Here is a 19,594-nt window from a genome sequence, read left to right on the forward strand (position 1 = left end):
GCAATGTGGACGGTAACCGAACTGTCCACTCTCGGGAAGCGCCGTCGCGGGCTACCCTCCGACCGTGCGCCGACCCGACGACAATGCCGTGGAGCGGCCGGACCTGCGTTCCGCAGCCGTGCTGTTCCGCTGGATCGCCAAGCGGCAGTGGCGGTTGCTGGTGTACGGCTGCACGCTCGCCGTCGTCGCGATGGGCACCCGGAGCCTCATCCCGGCCGGGGTGGGACGGGCCGTCGACGCGCTGGTGGCCGGCGGAACGGACGGTGTCTTCGCCCGGTGGGTCGGCGCGGTCGGCGCGGTGGGGGTGCTGAGCACGGTGGCGAGCGTCTGGGCGCACCGGGTCTCCGTGTCGATCCGGCTGGCAGCCGGCTTCCGGGTGCAGCGGCTCACGGTCGGGCACGTGGCCGGGCTGGGCGACACCGTCCGGCGCCGACTCGTCGCCGGTGAGGTGGTGGCGCTCTCCGGGATCGAGTCGGCGAACGTGGGGTTCGCGTTGGTCGCGGCGGCGAACCTGGCCGGGGCGGTCGCCTCGGTGGTCGTCATCGCGGTACTCCTGCTGGCGGCGTCACCCGCGCTGGGCGCCGTGGTCGTGCTCGGGGTGCCGGTCACGCTCGCGGCGGTCGGCGCGTTCGCCGCACCGCTGCAACGCCGTCAGCGCCGGGTCGGCGACGCGCTCGCCGGGGCCGCGTCGGTCGCCGCCGACGTCGCGGCCGGGCTGCGGGTCCTGCGCGGCATCGGCGGCGAGCAGAACGTCCTGGCCCGCTACCACCGCGCCTCGCAGCAGGTGCGCCACACCGCGGTCGTCACGGCCCGGACCCAGGCCACGATGTACGCCGCACAGGTGCTGCTGCCCGGTCTGGTGCTGGTCACCGTCACCTGGCTCGGGGCGCGGGCCGCCGCGGCGGGCCGGATCAGCGCGGGCGAACTGGCCGCCTTCTACGGCTACGCCGCCTTCCTCTTCCTGCCGCTGAGCGCGGCGTCGGACGCGGTCGTCGCGCTGACCCGGGGGCTGGTCTCGGCACGCCGGGTGCACGCGCTGCTGACGATCGGGCGGGACCGGCCCGAACCGGCCCGGCCGCTCTCCCCGCCGGACGGGGACGTCGGGCTGGTCGACCACGACTACGGAGTGACCGTACGACCGGGCACGCTCACCGCGATCGTCTGCCTCGACCCGGGCGACGCCGTGGCGGTACCGGCCCGGCTGGCCGGCTACGCGGCCGGGGACGTCCGCCTCGGCGGCGTACCCCTGGATCGGCTGCCCCTGGCGGAGCTGCGGCGGCGGGTGCTCCTCGTCGACGCGGACGCGGTGCTCTTCGCCGGCACGCTGGCGGAGACCCTCGACCCGCCCCGCGCCGGCCGTGGCGTGCCGCCGGAGCTGGCCCTGGCCACGGCGGCGGCCGATGACCTGCTCAGCGGTGACCCGGCGGGCTGGTCCCGGCCGGTGACCGAGCAGGGCCGCTCCCTGTCGGCCGGGCAACGGCAGCGGCTGGCCCTGGCCCGGGCGCTGGTCGCCGACCCGGACGTGCTGCTGCTGGACGAACCGACGAGCGCGCTGGACGCCCACACCGAGGCGCGGGTGGCGGAGTCGTTGCCGGGGACCCGGGCCGGACGGACCACGGTGCTGCTGACCGCGAGCCCGCTGCTGCTGGCCCGGGCGGAGCACGTCGTGCTGGTCGAGGGCGGGCGGGCGGTGGCCGAGGGCAACCATCCGAGCCTGCTCGCCGATGACGAGCGCTACCGCGAACACGTCGGCCGGGGCGCCGCCGAGACGGCGGTACGACCGTGAGCGCCCCCGCCCTGCCGGTCGCGTCCGGCCGCGCGGTCTGGGCGTACGCCCGCGAACTGCTTGCCGCGCACCGTGGCCGGCTCGGCCTGATCCTCGGGCTGCACGTCGTGGCGGCGGCCGCCGCGCTGGTCGGCCCGCGCCTGCTCGGCTCCATCGTGGACGCCGTGCAGCGCGGCACCCCGGTCGCCCGGGTCGACACGCTCGCCGCCGGCTACGCCGGTGTGCTGCTGGTCCAGGCGGCGTTCGTGCTGGCGGCCCGCCGCCGCGCCGCCCTCCTCGCCGAGGAGCTGCTGGCCCGGATCCGGGAGCGGTTCATGGACCGGGTGCTGCGGCTGCCGCTGCCACTGGTCGAGCGGGCCCCGGCCGGCGACCTGCTGACCCGGGTCACCTCCGACGTCGAGTCGCTGTCGTACGCGCTGCGCTCCGCCGTACCCGAGGTGGTGGTCGCGGCGGCCGTGGCGACGCTGACCGTCGGTGCGATGCTGCTCACCGACGTGACGCTCGCGCTCTGCCTGGCGGCCGGGCTGCCGCTGCTGATCCTCGGCACCCGGCGGTACCTGCGCCGCGCTCCCGCCGGCTACCGGGCCGAAACCGCGGCGTGGGCGAGGGTGAACGCGGTGGTGCACGAGACCGTGGCCGGGGCGCGGACGGTCGAGGCGCTGCGGCTCGGCCCGAGGCGGATCTCCGACACCGACCGGGCGATCGCCGAGGTGCGTGCCGCCGAACGCCACACGCTGCGGCTGCGGACCGAATGGCTGCCCGGTGTCGAGCTGTCGTACCTGCTGACGGTGCTGGCGGCGCTGATCCTCGGCGCGGTGCAGTACCAGCGCGGCGCGGTGAGCCTCGGTGACGTCGTCGCGGTGACCGTCTACGCGTGGCTGCTGGTCGAACCGCTCGACGCGCTGGTCGGCTGGCTCGACGAACTCCAGCTCGCCTCGGCCGCGCTCGCCCGGGTCGTCGGGGTGCAGAACGCGGCGGAGCAGGGTGCGGCGTGCCGCCCGACGGAGACCTCGATCCGCCCCGACGGCAACGGGGTACGGGTGCACGCGGTGGGCTTCGGCTACGACGCCACGCCGGTACTGCACGAGGTGAGCCTGACGGTCGCCCCCGGCGAACGGCTCGCGCTCGTCGGGCCCAGCGGGGCCGGCAAGAGCACCCTGGTACGCCTCGTCAGCGGCATCGACCTGCCCGACGGCGGGACCGTCGAGATCGGCGGGGTGCCGACACACGCGCTGCCGCCCGAGGTCCTGCGCGGGTACGTCGCGATGCTGACCCAGGAGAACCACGTCTTCGCCGGGTCGCTGCGCGACAACGTACGGCTACCGCTGCCGCCGGACGTCGACGCCGACGTGGTACGGGCGCTCCGGACCGTCGACGCGCTCGGCTGGGCCGAGGCGCTGCCGCAGGGGCTGGAGACCCGGGTCGGTGCGGGCGGGCATGCCCTCTCCGCAGCGCAGTCCCAGCAGCTCGCGCTGGCCCGGCTGGTCCTGGTCGATCCGGCGGTGCTGATCCTCGACGAGGCGACCGCGGCGCTGAGCCCGCGCTCGGCCCGGCGCCTCGAACGGTCGCTGGCCGCCCTGCTCGCCGGGCGGACCGTCATCGCGGTCGCACACAAGCTGCACACCGCGCACGACGCCGACCGGGTGGCGGTGCTCGACGGGGGCCGGCTGATCGAGGTGGGCCGGCACGAGGAGCTGGTGGCCACCGACGGCGTGTACGCCAGGCTCTGGCGGGCCTGGCACGGTCAGGCGTAGGTGGCCTCGACCGGGTCGGCCATCGCCACCACGACCTTCCGGCGCCCGGTGAACGGGGCCCGGCCGTGCGCGGCCAGCATGTTGTCCAGCAGCAGCACGTCCCCCTCCTGCCAGGGGAAGGAGACGGTCGCCCGGTCGTACGCGGCGTGCAGGATCGCCAGCGTCTCCGGCTCGATCGGCTCGCCGTCGCCGTAGAAGCTGTTCGTCGGCACGCCGTACGGCCCGAAGTCGGCCAGCAGGGCGTCCCGGAGGGTCGGCTCCAAAGTGGAGACGTGGAAGAAGGTGGCGTGGTTGAACCACACCGTCTCCCCGGTCGTGGGGTGCCGGGCGAATGCCGGCGCGACCCGGGTGGTGCGCAGCCGGTCGCCGTCCTTCCACTCGGCGGTGAGACCGTTCTCCTGGCAGTAGCGCTCCACCTCGGCCCGGTCGTCGGTGTGGAACGAGGTCTGCCACGGCAGGCCCAACCCGTCGCCGTAGTTGCGCACGTACCGCACGCCACGGCGGGCGAACTCCTCCCGCACCGGCACCGGCAGCAGGTCGAGGACCTCGCGGGTGCCGGCGATCGGCGTCGCGCCGCCGGTGGCGGGCGCCGTGACGCAGCAGAAGCCGATCCGCATCGGCCAGCGGACCGAGTACGACATCTCGTTGTGCAGGAAGATCGACTGGTCGGCCGGGTGGTCGGTGGAGGTGTAGACGTTGCCACTGACCTGGTGCCGTGGTGACGACCGCTCGTGTTCGGCGACGAGGTCGGGATAGAGCGCCGCCATGAACGCGTCGAACCGGGCCGGGTCGGTGATGCCGGAGCCGCGCAGCAGTACGGCGCCGGAGGCCAGCAGGTGTTCCTCGATCACGTCCCGGTGCGCCACGGCCCACTGGTCGAGCTGCACGCCGGGCACCGCCGGACGGATCAGCACCGGGAGGTTCCGGTCGGGGTGGAGCCGGCCGCTGTCGACCAGCGCGGACCCGGCTACTGCGGTACGTCGCCGGCTCCTCGGACCCCGCGACGCCTTTTCGGGTGCCTCTGACGCCATTTCTCGCACCTTTTCGTCCGTTGCTCGCCGCTGTATTTCCGGCCGTCTTTGCTCCGCGTCGTCCGCAGGGGCCGCAACCGGCGTGGAGAAACGTACCAGCGCGGCGCCGGGCGGCAAACGAGGCACGTTCCCGGCCCGTGACGGAATCGTTGTCGGCCGCCGGAGTGGTGCCCTAGCATCGACCGGCGAACCGGGCCTGGCCGGCGCACGGAAAGGGGAAAAGGGATGGCCTTCGACGACGATCAGGACGACCGGCGGTACACGGTCGTGGTGAATGACGAGGAGCAGTACTCCATCTGGCTGGCCGACCGGGAGATCCCGGCCGGGTGGCGGGAGGTGGGCCGCACGGGCAGCAAGTCGGAGTGCCTGGAGCACATCAGCGAGGTGTGGACCGACATGCGCCCGCTGAGCCTGCGCCGGTCGATGGAGGCGACGGCCTGACCGGCGCCGGTGGTGTGCCGGGGCGGGCCACCCGCCACCGGCGCACCCGGGTCCTCACCCGGGTTCAGCGCCGTTTGTTCGCCCCGGGGTTCAGCGCGGCTCCTCGCCCGGGTCGAGCGCCGCTCCTTGCCCGGTCAGCGCCGCCAGCCGCCGAGCGGGGCGGCCAGCGCCGACCCGTCGAAGCCGACCCCGTCCGCCCGGGCCGCCTCCTGGACCGCCCGGGTCTCGTCCAGCACGCCGTGCCGGGCCAGCCACCCGTCGTCGTACACGGTGACGCCGTAGTTGTCCCCGCCGTCCGGGATGACCGCCACCGGCCGGCGGGGCCCGCCCGTGGCCGCCGGCAGCCCCCCGACGTAGGCGGCGAGGACCGCCCCGCCCGATCCCCCGATCGCGAGGCCGGTGTCGTCGAGGAACATCCGGCAGTACGCGAAGGCTTCCACGTCACGCACCCGGAGCGCCTCGTCGTAGTGCCCCGGGCGCAGGAACGACGACTTGCGGCTGGAGCCGATGCCGGTGAGCAGGTGCGAGCGGCCGACGTCCCGGGTCACCAGCGAACCCTGGACGTCGACCGCGTAGATCCGCACGCCCGGCCGGGCCTGCCGCACTCCCTCGCTGATCCCGACGAGCGTGCCGCCGGTGCTCACCGCGACCAGTACCGCGTCGAGGTCGCCGCCGGTCTGGCGGAGCAGCTCGCGGGCCGTGATGTCCCGGTGCACCCCCGGGTTGGCCGGGTTGGAGTACTGGTCGGGCCAGCGCAGTGCCGGGTCCTCCGCACACAGCTCGCGTACCCGGGCCAGGCGGGTGAGCAGGTAGCCGCCGTGGGTGTCCCGCTCGTCCACCGGCGCCACCACCGCGCCCTCGGCGCGCAGCCGGTCGCGTACGGTGGCCGGCACCTTCGGGTCGACCACGACCGTGAGGTGGCAGTGCAGCAGCGAGAGCACCCGGGCCAGGGCGAGGCCGAGGTTTCCCGAGGTCGACTCCACGACCTGGGTGCCCGGCGCCAGCGGGCGTTCGGCGTCCAGCGCCGCGACCAGCCCGACCGCCGTGCGGTACTTGATCGAGCCGGTGGGGTTGAAGAGCTCCAGCTTCAGCCAGAGCGGATGCTCGCCGCCCCGCCGACGCACCAGCACCGGCCACAGGGGCGTGTCGGTGTGTGCGGCCAGCCGCAGCGGGGAGCCCACCCGTCCGCTCGTGTCGCGCTGGCCCGTGACGGTCGGGCTTCCGGCGTCGGGCATCAGCGGTCGAGGAGGTGGCCGAGATCCGCTATCCGGTTGTTCCCGTCGACGAACACGACCTTCGGCTTCACGGACTCCGTCTCGGTGTCGGCGACGCCGTACCCGATGATGATCAGGATGTCGCCGGGGTGGGCCAGCCGGGCGCCGGCCCCGTTCACGCTGATGATCCCGGAGCCGCGCTCCCCCTCGATCAGGTAGGTCACCAGGCGGGCGCCGTTGGTCACGTTGACCACGTGCACCTGCTCACCGGCGATGAGATCGGCGGCGTCGAGCAGGTCGAGGTCGACGGTAAGCGAGCCGATGTAGTTCAGGTCGGCCTGGGTGACCGTGGCCCGGTGGATTTTCGATTTCACCATCGTACGAAACACTGGCGGACCCTTTCCTGGCGAAGATTTCGGAATCTCCGGGCGAGGTACGACGGAAACTGTGTGGCACACCGCGCCGCGCATCGACAGAGATATCGGGCGGCTATTTATCACCACTAATGGGGAATGCTAGTGCCAACCCGTCGATCGGCAAAGAGGATCGGCGCAGTCCCACGACCGTCCTTTTCGGACCACACCGGCACGCGCACACGCCCCACCGCAGCCACCCGCAACCGGAGGCGCGGGACGCCCGACCGCCGGAACGCCCGACCGCCGGGACGCCCGAGCGGCGGGCGCGACCGGGGCGCGACCGGCGTGCGGGGTGCCGGCGGGGCCGGCGCGCTGACCAGCCGATCGGATGATCGACCGCCCAGGATGAACACTCGAACGCCTCACCCGGCGCCCGGATCAGGTGCCGGCAGTGCCCGACGCCGCGCCTGCCGCAGCCGGGTAGCGCTCACCGCCCGCAGCTCCCGCCGCTCGCCGGCCCGATGCTGCTCCGCCGCGCCCGCCACGGCGGCGCGCAGCGTCGCCAGCCGGGTCCCCGGATCGGCGGTCACCGCCCGGAGGACGGCGGTGACCTCGGCGAGAATCGCCCGCACCGTGCCGCCGCGGAACAGATCGGTGTCGTACTCGGCGGAGAGCCGCAGCTCGTCGCCGGAGCCGGTGACCCGGAGGTTGAGGTCGAGCTGGGTCGTGTCGCGGTGCACCGGCAGCTCGGTCACCCGCAGATCGGGCAGGCTGAACAGGTCGTCCGGCACGTCGTGGTGCACCAGCTTGAGTTGGAAGACCGGCGCCCGGGAGAGGTCCCGCTCCCCGCCGACCGCCTCGACCAGCCGGTCGAACGGTACCTCCCGGGCCTGGTCGCGGAGGAAGTCGTCGCGTACCCGGCCGAGCAGTTCCCGGAAGGTGGGGTCACCGGACAGGTCGGTACGCACCGGAATCTGGTTGACGAAGAAGCCGACCAGGCCGTCCAGCCCCGGGTCGTCCCGGCCGGCGAGGTCGGTGCCGATCAGGACGTCCTCCGCCCCGGTGCGGGCGTGCAACACGACCGCGAACGAGGCCAGCAGGCACATGAAGACGGTGGCCCGGCTCGCCGTGGCCAGGTCGCGGACGCCGGCACCCAGCGGCCGGGCCAGCGTGGTCGACTCGGTACCACCCGCGTACCCCGGGTGGGCCGGTCGGGGCCGGTCGATCAGCCGGTCGGCGGTGTCCGGGGCGTCGGCGAGGCGCTCCCGCCAATAGTCGAGCCGGGCCGCGAGGCGGTCACCGGAGTACGCCACCCGCTGCCGGCGGGCGTGCTCCCGGTACGGCACCGGTGGCGGGCCGAGCGGGTCGGGCCGTCCCGAGCGGGCCGCCGTGTAGAGCGCCGCCAGCTCCCGCAACAGCACCGGCATCGACCAGGCGTCGCAGGCCACGTGGTGCAGGACGAGGAGCGCGACGTGCTCGTCCGGTGCGGTGCGCAGCAGCGTGGCACGCACGACCGGCCCCCGGTCCAGGTCGAAGGGGCGGTGGATCTCCTCGTGTACCGCCGCCCGCAGGTCAGCCTCGGCACCGACGGGGACCACGGCGACGGTCAGCGGGTCGTCCGGCGCCGGCCGCACGACCTGCGCCGGTACGCCGTCGAGCACGGCGAACGTGGTGCGCAGCGGCTCGTGCCGGCGGATCACCTCCCGGACGGCGTGCCGGAGGGCGGCCACGTCCAGCGGCCCACGGATCCGTACGGCGAAGTGCACGTTGTAGGCGGCGCTGCCCGGATCGGCCTGGTGCAGGAACCAGAGCCGCTGCTGGGCGAAGGAGAGCGGCGCCGGGCCGGTGTCCTCCGGTTGCTGCGGTACCGGCGCCGCCGGTGTCGCCGAGTCGGCGATCCACCGGCGGAGCTGGGCGACTGTCGGCGCCTGGAAGACCGCCGCCACCGGTACGTCGACGCCGAGCCGGTGCCGGCTGCGCGCCACGATCCGGACGGCGCGCAGCGAGTCCCCGCCGAGGTCGAAGAAGTTGTCGTCGACGCCGATCCGGTCGCGCCCGAGCACCTCGGCCCAGACGGCGGCGAGGGTGGACTCGACCGCGTCGCGCGGCGGGGTGTACGGGCCGCCCGGGTTCGCGTCGGCCGCTATCTCGGGCAGCGCCAGCCGGTCGACCTTGCCGCTGCTGGTCAGCGGCAACTCGGTGAGTACGGCGACCCGGGCGGGTCGGAGCTGGGCCGGCAGGTCGGCGGCGACGGTGTGCCGCACCTCGGTCGGGTCGAGGGTACGGCCGCGCTCCGGGAGCAGATATGCCGCGAGGTACGGCTCGTCGGTGCCGGTGTCCCGGGCGACGACGACGGCCTGGCGCACCTCGGGGTGGCGTTCGAGGACCGCCTCCACCTCGGCCGGCTCCACCCGCACACCACGAACCTTCACCTGATGATCCACCCGACCCAGAAACTGCACCTGCCCATCCGGCAACACACACGCCAGATCCCCGGTCCGATACATCCGAGCCCCCACCGGCCCGAACGGATCAGGCCGAAAACGCTCCGCCGTCAACACCGGCTCACCCAGATAACCCCGCGACACCCCCACCCCACCCACCCACAACTCCCCCGGCACACCCACCGGCACCAACCCACCCACCCCATCCAGCACATACACCCGCACACCCCGAATCGGCCGACCGATCGGCACCGACGCCGCCACCGGCGAGACCGGGCTCGCGTACGGGTCGTGCCAGGTCGCGTCCCAGATCTCCGAGGTGCCGTAGAGGTTGAAGAGCCGGGCGTGCGGCATCGCGGTCTGGAAGCGGTGCCACAACGACCACGGCAACGCCTCACCACTGCTCACCCACATCCGCAGCTCCGGCAACCGGGCTCCGAGATCCGGTACCGCGTCCAGGGCCGCGCGCAACAGTGACGGCACCAACCAGAGACGCGTCACCCGCTCCCGCCCCAACACCTCCACCAGGCGCAGCGGATCCCGGGGGACCTCGTCCGAGACCACCACCGACCGCACCCCCGCCAACAACCCACCCACCAACTCCCACACCGAATCCACAAAACCCACACTCGTCTTCTGACACACCACCTCCCCCACCCCAAAACCAAACCCCTCCCACATCCACACCAACCGATTCCACAACTGCCCGTGCTCCACCACCACACCCTTCGGCCGCCCCGTCGACCCCGACGTGAACACCACGAACGCCCCCTGCCCCACCACCGGACCCACCGCCGCCACCACCGAACCCCCAACCGCCGAACCCCGCACCGCCGAACCCGACACCAGCGCAGCCACGCCCCCGGACACGTCGATCACCGGACCCGCGAACCCCGGCACGCCCGACCCCTCCACAGCAGACACCAGCACCGAGACACCGGCGGTCTCCGCCATCTCCGCCAACCGCCCAGCCGGCAACGACGGATCCAACGGCACATACACCCCACCCGCCCACCACACCGCGAGCACCACCACCGGCAAATCCACCCCACGCGACACACACACCCCGACGGCCGACTCCCGCACCACCCCCGCCGAACGCAACACCGCCGCCAACCGACCCACCAACTCCGCCACCTCGGCAAACGTCACCGACACACCGGAGTCGTCCGACAACGCCACGGCAGGACCAGAGGACTCCACCACCGCCGTCAACCGCTCGAAGACCGAACCCTCGGCAACCACGTCGGCAGCCCGGTCACCGGCCACCTCTGAGAGCAACCACTCCCGCGACGCCGCCGGGAGCAGGTCGACCCGGTCGGGACGGCTCGACGGGTCGGCGGCCATCGCGGCGAGCACGGCGGCGTAGTAGCCGCCGATGGCACCGACCTGCTCGTCGGCGAGTACAGCGGCGTCGTAGGAGAGTTCCAGCTCGATTCGACCGGAGCGGGGATTGACGCTGAACTCCGTCCAGAGCGGAAAGTTCGTGTCGTCGAAGGTGTCCACGTCGAGGAGTTCGAGGGCGCCGAGGTCACCGAGCGCGTCGTACACGTGGAAGTTGACGAAGTTGACCGCGGTCTCGAACCATTCCTGACCGACGGCCGGACGCAGCCGGGTGGCCGGGTAGCGCCGGTGCGGCAGCAGCGCGCGTTCGGTGTCGAAGACCTGGCGCACGACGGCGGTCCAGTCGCCGCCGGAGAGGTCGGCGACGAGCGGAACCACGTTGAGGAAGAGCCCGAGCACCCGATCCGCGTCCGGTTCCTCCAGCCGGCCGTTGGTGACCATGCCGGTGACGGCCCGGTCGTGGCCGGCCAGCACGGCGACCACCTTGAGATGGGCGGCCACCAGGACGCTCTTCAGCGGGACGCCGGTGCCGCGCGCGAGCCGCCGCAGGCCGGTCTCGACCGGCTCGTCCACCGGCACCGCCCGCACACGTCGCTGGCGACGACCCCCGTCCGGGCCGGCGAGCGCGTCCGCCGGCCGGGGCCAGCGCGGTAGCGGGGTGGCGACCGCGTCGGCGAGCCGCTCCCGCCAGAACCGCCGGGTCTCCTCGTCGTCCAGGCAGGCCCGCTCGGCGGCGACGAAGTCGCGGAAGGTGCTGCGCGGCGCGGACGGCTCGGCTGCCGTCGCCCCGGTCAGCTCCGCGTCGTAGGCCCGGAACAGCTCGGTCAGCAGCGTGGAGACGCTCCAGCCGTCGAGGATGGTGTTGGAGCAGCTCAGCGAGAACCAGAACTCGTCGTCGCCGAGCCGGTGCACCTGGGCGCGGAGCAGCGCCGGCACCGTCCAGTCGAACGGCCGTACCTTCTCCGCGTCGGTCCAGGCGGCGATCCGCTCCCGCTGCGCCGCCGGGTCCAGGCCGCGCAGGTCCGCCACCCGCACCGGTACCCGCCCCTGGCGCCAGACGAGTTGGAGCGGCTCGGCGTAGCCGGCGAGGTCGATCGAGGTACGCAGCACCGGGTGCCGGGCGACGAGCCGGGCCACCGCCGTGTCGAGGGCGGCGGCGTCGAACGGTCCGCGCAGGTGGAAGCCGAAGACGTCGTGGTAGATGGAGAAGTCCGACCGGTACTCGTTGTCGAAGATCATGCCGTGCTGCAGAACCGAGAGCGGGTACGCGTCGACGACGTCCTCCGGCAGCCGTCCGCGGTCCGCCTCGGCCAGCAGCGCGAACGGCTCCCCGGCAGCGGTCACCGGCCCCCGTTCCGCCCCCGGCCGGCCGGCGCGGGCCAGCGCCCGGATCGTCGGCTCCGCGAACACCTGCCGCAGCGACAGGTCCAGCCCGGCCTCCTCACGGGCCCGGGACAGCATCTGGATGCTGCGGATCGAGTCACCGCCGAGCGCGAAGAAGCTGTCCCCGGCGCCGACCCGGTCGAGCCGGAGCAGATCGGACCAGATGCGGGCCAGCGCCTCCTCGACCGGGCCGGCGGGCGCGACGAACTCGCCGATCTCCGGGCGGGTGTCGTCCGGCTCCGGCAGTGCCGCCCGGTCGACCTTGCCGCTCCGGGTCAGCGGCAGGCTCTCCAGGAAGACGAAGGTCGCCGGCACCATGTGTTCGGGCAGCCGGTCGAGCAGGTGGCCGCGGAGGTCGGCGACGGACGGCGGGAGGCCGGCGGCGACGACGTACCCGACCAGCCGGGCCGGTGCGGCCGGCTCGGTCCGGGCGACGACGGCCGCCCGGGCGATCGACGGATGGGTGTGCAGGGCCGCCTCGATCTCGCCCGGCTCCACCCGCAACCCACGGATCTTCACCTGCCGGTCCATCCGGTCCAGGTACTCGATCGCGCCGTCGGGACGGTAGCGGGCCCGGTCGCCGGTGCGGTACAGCCGGCCGCCCGGTTCGGTGCCGAAGGGGTCGGGCACGAACCGCTCCGCCGTCAGCGCCGGCCGGTTCAGGTAGCCCCGGGCCAGCCCGGTACCGGCCAGGTACAGCTCACCCGGAACGCCGACCGGTACCGGGTTGAGCCACGGGTCGAGCACGTACGTCCGGGTGTTGGCGATGGGCCGGCCGATCGGCACCGTACCGGCGGAGTCCTCGGGACGGCACGCCCAGGCGGTGACGTCGATGGACGCCTCGGTCGGGCCGTAGAGGTTGTGCAGCCGGCTGTCGGGCAGCACCTCGTAGAACCGGGCCACCAGGTCCGGCGCGAGTGCCTCGCCGCTGCACACCACGTGCCGCAGGCCGGTGCAGCGGGCGGCGCCGGGATGGTCGAGGAAGGCCCGCAGCATCGACGGTACGAAGTGGACGACGGTGACCCGTTCGGCGACGATGAGTTCGGCCAGGTAGCCCGGGTCGCGGTGCCCGCCGGGTCGGGCGACGACGATCCCGGCACCGGCCATCAGCGGCCAGAAGAACTCCCAGACCGAGACGTCGAAGCTGGCCGGTGTCTTCTGGAGGATCCGGTCCGCGCCGGTGAGCGGGTATTCAGCCGCCATCCACTCCAGCCGGTTGACCATGCCCCGGTGGGTGCTGGCGACCCCCTTCGGCTGCCCGGTCGTGCCGGAGGTGTAGATGACGTACCCGAGGTGGTCGCCGGTGACCTCGCCGGCCGGCGGCGCGTCCGCCTCGGGGGCGGTCGCGGCCCAGCCGTACGGCAGCACCAGCGCCGCCGCCGTGGCGGCCAGCGGATGGTCCGGCCGGGCGACCACGGCGGCCGCACCGGCGTCGTCGAGCAGATAGTCCAGCCGCTGCCGGGGCAGGTCCGGGTCCAGCGGCAGGTAGGCGCCGCCGGCCCGGTGCACCGCGAGCAGGGTCAGCACCAGGTCGACCGAGCGTTCCAGGCAGACCCCGACCGGCACGTCCGGGCCGACGCCGCGCTCGCGCAACCGGTGCGCCAGCGCGTTCGCGCGGCGGTCCAGTTCCCGGTAGCGCAGCCGCAGCTCCGCGCCGACCACGGCGATCCGGTCCGGCTCGGCGGCGGCGAGTGCGGCGATCCGCTGGTGCACGGCGGTGACCGTCGACGGCGGCGTGCCGGTGCGGTTCCACTCCCGGACCATCCGCCGTCGCGTGTCGGCGTCGAGGACCGGCAGCTCCCAGAGCCGGCGCTCAGGTGCCGCGACGGCGCCGGCCAGCAGGGTCCGGTAGTGCCCGGCGATCCGCTGCGCGGTGGCGTCGTCGAAAAGGTCGGTGGCGTACTCCAGCCACCCCTCGACCCGGTCGCCCAGCTCGGTCATCACCAGCGTCAGGTCGAACTTGGCGGTGTCGTTGTGCACGTCGACCACGCCCATCGTGAGCCCCGGCACGGTCACCGGCGGCAGCGGCGCGTTCTGGAGCACGAACATCACCTGGAACAGCGGCGTGTGGCCGGGGTCCCGGTCCGGTCGCAGCTCCTCGACGAGCCGCTCGAACGGGACCTCCTGATGCTCGTAGGCGCCGAGGGTGACCTCCCGGACCCGGTGCAGGATCTCCCGGAAGGTGGGGTTGCCGTCCAGTTCGGTGCGCAGGACCAGGGTGTTGACGAAGAAGCCGATCAGGCCCTCGAACTCGGGCCGGGTGCGGTTGGCGATCGGCGTGCCGACCGGGACGTCGGCCCGGCCGGTGTAGCGCACCAGCAGGGCGGTGAAGGCGGCCAGCAGCGCCATGAAGAGGGTGACGTCGTGCGCCCGGCACAGCCGCCGCACCTGCGCGACCAGCTCGGGGTCGAGGGAGAAGAGGTGTCGCCGCCCCCGGTCACCGCGCACCGGTGGGCGGGACCGGTCGGCGGGCAGCTCGACCGGGGCCGTCACGCCGGTCAGCCGCTCCCGCCAGTACGCGAGTCCGGCCTCCAGCGCGCCGCTGCCGAGCCGGTCCCGCTGCCATTGCGCGTAGTCGGCGTACTGGATGGGTGGTTCGGGCAGCGCGACGGTCTCCCCGGCGACCGCGCTGGCGTAGCCGGTCGCCACCTCCTGGACCAGCACCCCCATCGACCAGCCGTCCGCCGCGATGTGGTGCATGGTGAGGACGAAGAGGTGGTCGTCGGCGTCGATCCGGAGCAGGGCGGCCCGCAGCAGGGGCCCGTTGCGCAGGTCGAAGGGCACCCGCGCCTCCGCCACGGCCTCGGCGAGGGCGGCCTCGTAACGCTCGGCGGCGGGCCGGCCGGTCAGGTCGCGTACCGGCAGCGGCACCGGTGCGGCGGCCAGCACCACCTGTTCGGCCCGGCCGTCCCGGGACGGGTAGACGGTGCGCAGGATCTCGTGCCGCCGGGCCACCCCGCTGACCGCCTCGGCGAGGGCGTCACGGTCGAGACGGCCGGAGAGCCGTACGACGACGTAGACGTTGTAGACGGCACTGCCGGCGTCGTACTGGTCGAGGAACCACATGCGCTGCTGCGCCGAGGAGAGCGGCGCCACCGTACCCTCGGGACGGCGGCGGACCGCGTCCGACCGCTCCCGCCGCAACTGCTCCAGCAGGGCCCGCCGCCGTGGCGAGAGCCCGTCGATCCGGCTCGACAGTTCCGTCACGCCAGTCCCCGTTCTTCCAGCATCCGTTCCACCTCGGCGTCGCTGAGCCCCTCCACCTCGGTGACGAGCCCCGCCAGGTCGGCTCCACCGCCCACCGACGCGACACTGCGACGGTCGATCTCGGCGGCCAGCGCGGCCACCGAGTCGTGCTCGAACATGCTGCGCAGCGGCAGTTCGACGGCGAACCGGTCCCGGACCCGCGACTGCACCTGGGTGGCCAGCAGGGAATGCCCGCCGAGTTCGAAGAAGCGGGCGTCGGCGCCGACCCGCTCGACGTCCAGCACGGCCGTCCAGATCTCCGCCACGGCGCGCTCGGTCTCGGTGGAGGGCGGGACGTACGGCCGTTCGCTGGCCCGGCCCGGCGCCGGAAGTGCCTTGCGGTCGACCTTCCCGCTGGTGTTGAGCGGCAGGGCCGCCAGCACCACGAACGCGTCGGGTACGAGGTGACCGGGGAGGCGCTGCCGGAGGTGGTCGCGTACCCCCTCGACGAGCCGGTCGTCGGCGGCGCCGGACATCGGGGTGTTGCCGAACCGGTCCCAGGACGCCGGCAGCGCTGCCCGGGTGGCGCGGACCGGCTCCTGGCCGGTCGCGGCGTTCGCCGGACGGCACACCACGTCGAACGCGGTCGGCGAGGTACCGGACCAGGAGACCACCGCCCGCCGCTCGTACTTGTCGGCCAGCTCCACCAGGTCCGCCGGGTCGACGCCGTCCCACTCGGCGGCCCGCGCGGCGACCAGGTCGCGCAGCTGCCGCACCGGGGTGTCCGGGTCGGTGTCGGCGTCGGCCAGCAGGTCCAGCAGCGCGGCCGGCTCGGCGAGTCGCGCGTTGCGCACCCCGGACAGCAGCACGGTGGCACCGTCGCCGACGGCGAGGGCGTCGCGGAATCCGGCCGGCGACCCGACCACCCGGACCGGTCCGTCCGGTGCCGGTGCGGCGGCCCGCAGCGTCACGTCGTAGCGGAACCGGGTGAACTCGTTGTCGCCGCGACCGCCCTTCAGCTCGATCTCGACGGCGCCGATCCCGGGCAGTTCCGGCAGCACGGCGGTGAAGAACTCCGGGTCGACCGCCAGCTCCTTCTCCGCCCGCACGGCCCAGTCCACCTCCCGGGTGAGCGCGCCGACGGTCGACTGTGGATCGGCGTTGGCCAGCGCGACGGAGGCGTGGAAGGCGCGCAGCAGCGGGAGGCTGCGCACCCCGCCGACGAAGACCGCACCGCCGGGGCGGACCGCGCGGGCCGCGCCCGCCAGTACCCGCCGCAGGTAGTCGACGCCGGGAAAGTACTGCACGACCTCGTTGACCACGACCACGTCGTAGTCGCCCGGGGCGATGCCGGCGAAGTCGTCGGCGGCCTGGTGCCGCAGGACGAGTTCCGGCATCCCCGGCTGACCGGCCGTCGCCGCGCGCAGCCGGCGCACCGCCTCCGCCGACAGGTCGGTGCCGTGGTAGGCGTCGCAGTGCGGCGCGAGTCGGCGCAGCAGCAGGCCGGTGCCGCAGCCCAGCTCCAGGATCCGCCGTGGCCGGAGCGCCCGGATCCGTCCGACGGTGTCCGCGACACACTCGGCGATCTCCGCGTCCGGCAGCGGCCGACGGGTGTAACTGCTGGTCCAGACCCGCCGGCTCAGCCCGGTGTCGTCGGTGTCCTGGCCGTACACCTCGTCGAAGACGCCGCGCCAACCGGCGACCCGCTCGCCGTCACCGGTGCCGTCCGGCGCCGCGTCACCGGCCGGCACCAGGTAGGCGACGAGCCGCTTCTCACCGCCCGCCTCGGCACGGGCCACCACCACGCTCTCGTGGACCCGCGGGTGTGCGTTCAGGGCCGCCTCCACCTCGCCCGGTTCGATCCGGTGGCCGCGTACCTTGACCACGTGGTCGGTGCGGCCGAGGAAGTCGATGACGCCGTCCGGCCGCTGCCGTACCAGGTCCCGGGTGCGGTAGAGCCGGGCGCCGGGCAGCGCGGAGAACGGGTCGGGCACGAACACCTCGGCGGTGCGTACCGGGTCGTCGAGGTAGCCGCGCCCCACCCCGATCCCGCCGATGTGCAGTTCGCCGGGGAGGCCGACCGGCTGCGGCGCGCCGTACCGGTCGAGGACGTAGGCGCGCATGTTCCGGATCGGGGTGCCGATGGCGACCACGGCCGGGCCGGCGAGCTGATCCGGACCGGTGATCGCCAGGTGGCACTGGTCGTCGGAGCACTCGGTCGAGCCGTACGTGTTGAGCACCGGGACGTGCGGATAGAGCCCGAACCACTCCCGGCACAGGTCGGCCTGCAACGCGTCGCCGGTCGGCACCATCCAGCGGAGCCGGTCCAGGGCCGGACGGGCGGCGCCGAGCGCGGCGGCCTCGGTGACCATGCCACGCAGCACCGCCGGCACGACCTGGAGCACGGTGACACCGGTCCGGGCCACCTCGGCCAGCAGCCGGGCCGGCTCCTGAGCCACCTCGTCGGTGAAGACCTCGACCGCCGCGCCGCGCACCAGCGGGGCGAGGAACTGCCAGACCGAGACGTCGAACGACTGGGGGCCGTTCTGCGCCACCACGTCACCGGCGGTCACCCCGCAGTCGTCCAGCTTGGCGGTGACGTGGTTGAGCATGCCGGCGTGCTCCACCATCGCGCCCTTCGGCACGCCGGTGGAGCCGGACGTGTAGAGCACGTAGGCGAGGTCGCCGGGGCCGCCGCGCGGTGCCGGGTCGGCCTCGTCGCCGGCTTCACCGTCCACTTCGGTCAGTTCGGTCAGGGGTACGATCCGTGGCGGCGCGTCGTCGTCGGATCCGCCGGGCGGTGCGGTGTCGAGCGCCGTGCGGAGGTCGTCCGGCCGGATGCCGGCGACCACGGTCCGGGAGCGGCTGCGCCGGACCAGGTCGGCCAGGCGCTCGGCGGGCGCGTCCGGCTCGATCGGCAGGTAGGCGGCGCCGGTCTTGAGGATGCCGAGCAGCAGCGCGAGGTAGTCGACGCCGCGTCGGGCCAGCACCGCGACGATGTCACCCCGGCCGGTGCCCCGGCGCAGCAGCGCGTGGGCGATCCGGTTGGCCCGGGCGTTCAGTCCGGCGTACGTCGACTCGTCGGCGCCGCAGCGCACCGCGACCGCGTCCGGGGTACGGGCCGCCTGCCGCTCGACGAGGTGGTGCACGCAGCCCGGCCACTCCTCCGGTACGGCGGTGTCGTTCCACTCCAGCACGGTCCGGCGGTAGTCGTCCCCGGTCAGCAGCGGTATCCGTGCGACGTCCGCACCGGGGTCGTCGACGACCGCCCGCAGCAGCGTCAGGTAGTGCGCCGACATCCGCGCGACGCGGTCCCGGTCGAACAGCTCGGTGCTGTACTCCAGGAGCCCGAGCAGCCCGTCCGACGCGGGAAACAGCTCCAGCGTGAGGTCGTACTTGGCGGTGCCGTTGTGCAGCGGCGCCGGCCGGACGGTGAGGCCGGGCAGCTCGACCTCGGGGCGCGGAACGTTCTGCAGGACGAACATCACCTGGAACAGCGGCGTCTGCCGCAGGTCCCGCTCGGGTTGCAGCTCCTCGACGAGCCGCTCGAACGGCAGGTCCTGGTGCCCGAAGGCGTCCAGCGCGGTCTGGCGTACCCGGTCCAGCACCTCCCGGAAGCTGGTCGCGCCGCCGGTTCGCAGCCGCAGCACGAGGGTGTTGACGAAGAAGCCGATCAGGTTCTCCGTCTCCGGGCGGTTCCGGTTGGCGACGGGGACGCCGACGCAGATGTCGCTCTCGCCGCTGTGCCGGGCGAGCAGCACCTCGAAGACGGCGAGCAGCACCATGAACCGGCTCGTCCCGGTCTGCTCGGCCAGGCTGTCCACGGCGTCGAGGAGGGGTGCCGGGACGGTGAAGCGGTGCACGTCGCCGTCGCCACGGGCGTCGGCCGCGCGGGGCCGGTCGGTCGGCAGCTCCAGCAGCGGTGGCGCCCCGTCGAGCTGGCGCCGCCAGTAGTCGAGGTCTCCGGCGTGCCGGTCGGTGTTCGCGCGCTGCCACCGGGCGAAGTCGAGGTACTGGATCGGCAGCTCCGGCAGCTCTGCCGCCGCCCCGGTGCGGTACGCCCGGTACAGCTCCACGATCTCCCGGGTGAGCACCCCGAGCGACCAGCCGTCCAGCGCGACCTGGTGCATCGCGAGTACGAAGAGGTGGTCCTCGGGGTCGATCGCCAGCAGCAGCGGGCGCAGCAGCGGCGGGCGCGCGATGTCGAACGGGCGCCGCACGTGCTCGCGGGCGATCCGCAGCGCGGCCGCCTCGCGGTCGGCCGGGCCGGTCCCCGGCACCGGGCGGACCGGTATCTCGACCGGGGGCGGGTCGGCGACGGTCTGGGTCGGTACGCCGTCGACCGGGTGGAAGCCGGTACGCAGCACGTCGTGCCGGGCGACGACGTCGCGCAGTGCGCGGGTCAGCGTGTCGACGTCCAGCCGGCCGTGCATGCGAAGCGCCACGTGGTCGTTGAGGGCCGGGCTCTCCGGGGCGTACTGGTGCATGAACCAGATGCGTTGCTGGGCGAACGACATCGGCCCGCTGCGCCGCTCCGGGTGCCGGGGGATGCCGTCGGCGGTGGCGGCCCGCTCGGCCAGGGCGCGCATCAGCAGCGCACGCTTGGCCGGCGACAGGGCGTCGGCCCGCAGGCGGTGGTCCTGTGACTCGCTCAT

General features: G+C 73.9%; 8 protein-coding genes. 3 read left to right on the forward strand and 5 right to left on the reverse strand.

Features of this window, described 5'->3' with window-relative positions; all coding sequences use genetic code 11:
- Window positions 1–64: 64 nt before the first annotated feature.
- Both C6361_RS04250 and C6361_RS04255 read left to right on the forward strand, forming a co-directional pair.
- On the forward strand, window positions 65–1,786 hold the full coding sequence (locus C6361_RS04250; protein WP_159079165.1) for an ABC transporter ATP-binding protein: 1,722 nt from the start codon (window positions 65–67) through the stop codon (window positions 1,784–1,786).
- The gene (locus tag C6361_RS04255; RefSeq protein ID WP_107266826.1) at window positions 1,783–3,540 is read left to right on the forward strand and encodes an ABC transporter ATP-binding protein; all 1,758 of its coding nucleotides are present in this window, start codon (window positions 1,783–1,785) and stop codon (window positions 3,538–3,540) included. Before C6361_RS04250 ends, C6361_RS04255 begins: the two co-directional genes overlap by 4 nt.
- On the opposite strand, the gene C6361_RS04260 is transcribed toward C6361_RS04255, so the two are convergent.
- Window positions 3,531–4,454, reverse strand: coding sequence for a TauD/TfdA family dioxygenase (locus C6361_RS04260; protein ID WP_199853234.1), 924 nt, complete (start codon window positions 4,452–4,454; stop codon window positions 3,531–3,533). The two genes, C6361_RS04255 and C6361_RS04260, sit on opposite strands and share 10 nt — an antisense overlap.
- Before the next feature lie 342 nt (window positions 4,455–4,796).
- Between C6361_RS04260 and C6361_RS04265 the strand changes: the two genes are divergently transcribed.
- Window positions 4,797–5,012 (forward strand): MbtH family protein, encoded by a 216-nt coding sequence (locus C6361_RS04265; RefSeq protein WP_107255891.1) that lies wholly within the window; start codon window positions 4,797–4,799, stop codon window positions 5,010–5,012.
- Window positions 5,013–5,146: 134 nt separating this feature from the next.
- Here the strand turns inward: C6361_RS04265 and C6361_RS04270 are convergent, their stop codons facing one another.
- From C6361_RS04270 to C6361_RS04285, 4 genes are all read right to left on the reverse strand, one after another.
- Window positions 5,147–6,193 (reverse strand): pyridoxal-phosphate dependent enzyme, encoded by a 1,047-nt coding sequence (locus C6361_RS04270; protein ID WP_159079166.1) that lies wholly within the window; start codon window positions 6,191–6,193, stop codon window positions 5,147–5,149.
- A gap of 53 nt (window positions 6,194–6,246) precedes the next feature.
- Window positions 6,247–6,615: an aspartate 1-decarboxylase gene (gene panD, locus C6361_RS04275; protein WP_107255893.1), complete on the reverse strand. Its 369-nt coding sequence runs from the start codon at window positions 6,613–6,615 to the stop codon at window positions 6,247–6,249.
- A 389-nt stretch (window positions 6,616–7,004) separates the two neighbouring features.
- A complete protein-coding gene (locus tag C6361_RS04280; RefSeq protein ID WP_107266828.1) occupies window positions 7,005–14,960 on the reverse strand; it encodes an amino acid adenylation domain-containing protein in 7,956 nt (2,651 codons plus the stop codon).
- Window positions 14,957–19,594, reverse strand: coding sequence for a non-ribosomal peptide synthetase (locus C6361_RS04285; protein WP_107266829.1), 4,638 nt, complete (start codon window positions 19,592–19,594; stop codon window positions 14,957–14,959). Before C6361_RS04285 ends, C6361_RS04280 begins: the two co-directional genes overlap by 4 nt.

This window comes from Plantactinospora sp. BC1 (assembly GCF_003030345.1).
Classification (GTDB): Bacteria; Actinomycetota; Actinomycetes; order Mycobacteriales; family Micromonosporaceae; genus Plantactinospora.

Bases quoted from the DNA above. Each gene is read 5' to 3' on its own strand.
- C6361_RS04285 (WP_107266829.1), bottom strand. From the start codon at position 19,594: ATGAGCGAGTCACAGGACCACCGCCTGCGGGCCGACGCCCTGTCGCCG.
- C6361_RS04265 (WP_107255891.1), top strand. From the start codon at position 4,797: ATGGCCTTCGACGACGATCAGGACGACCGGCGGTACACGGTCGTGGTG.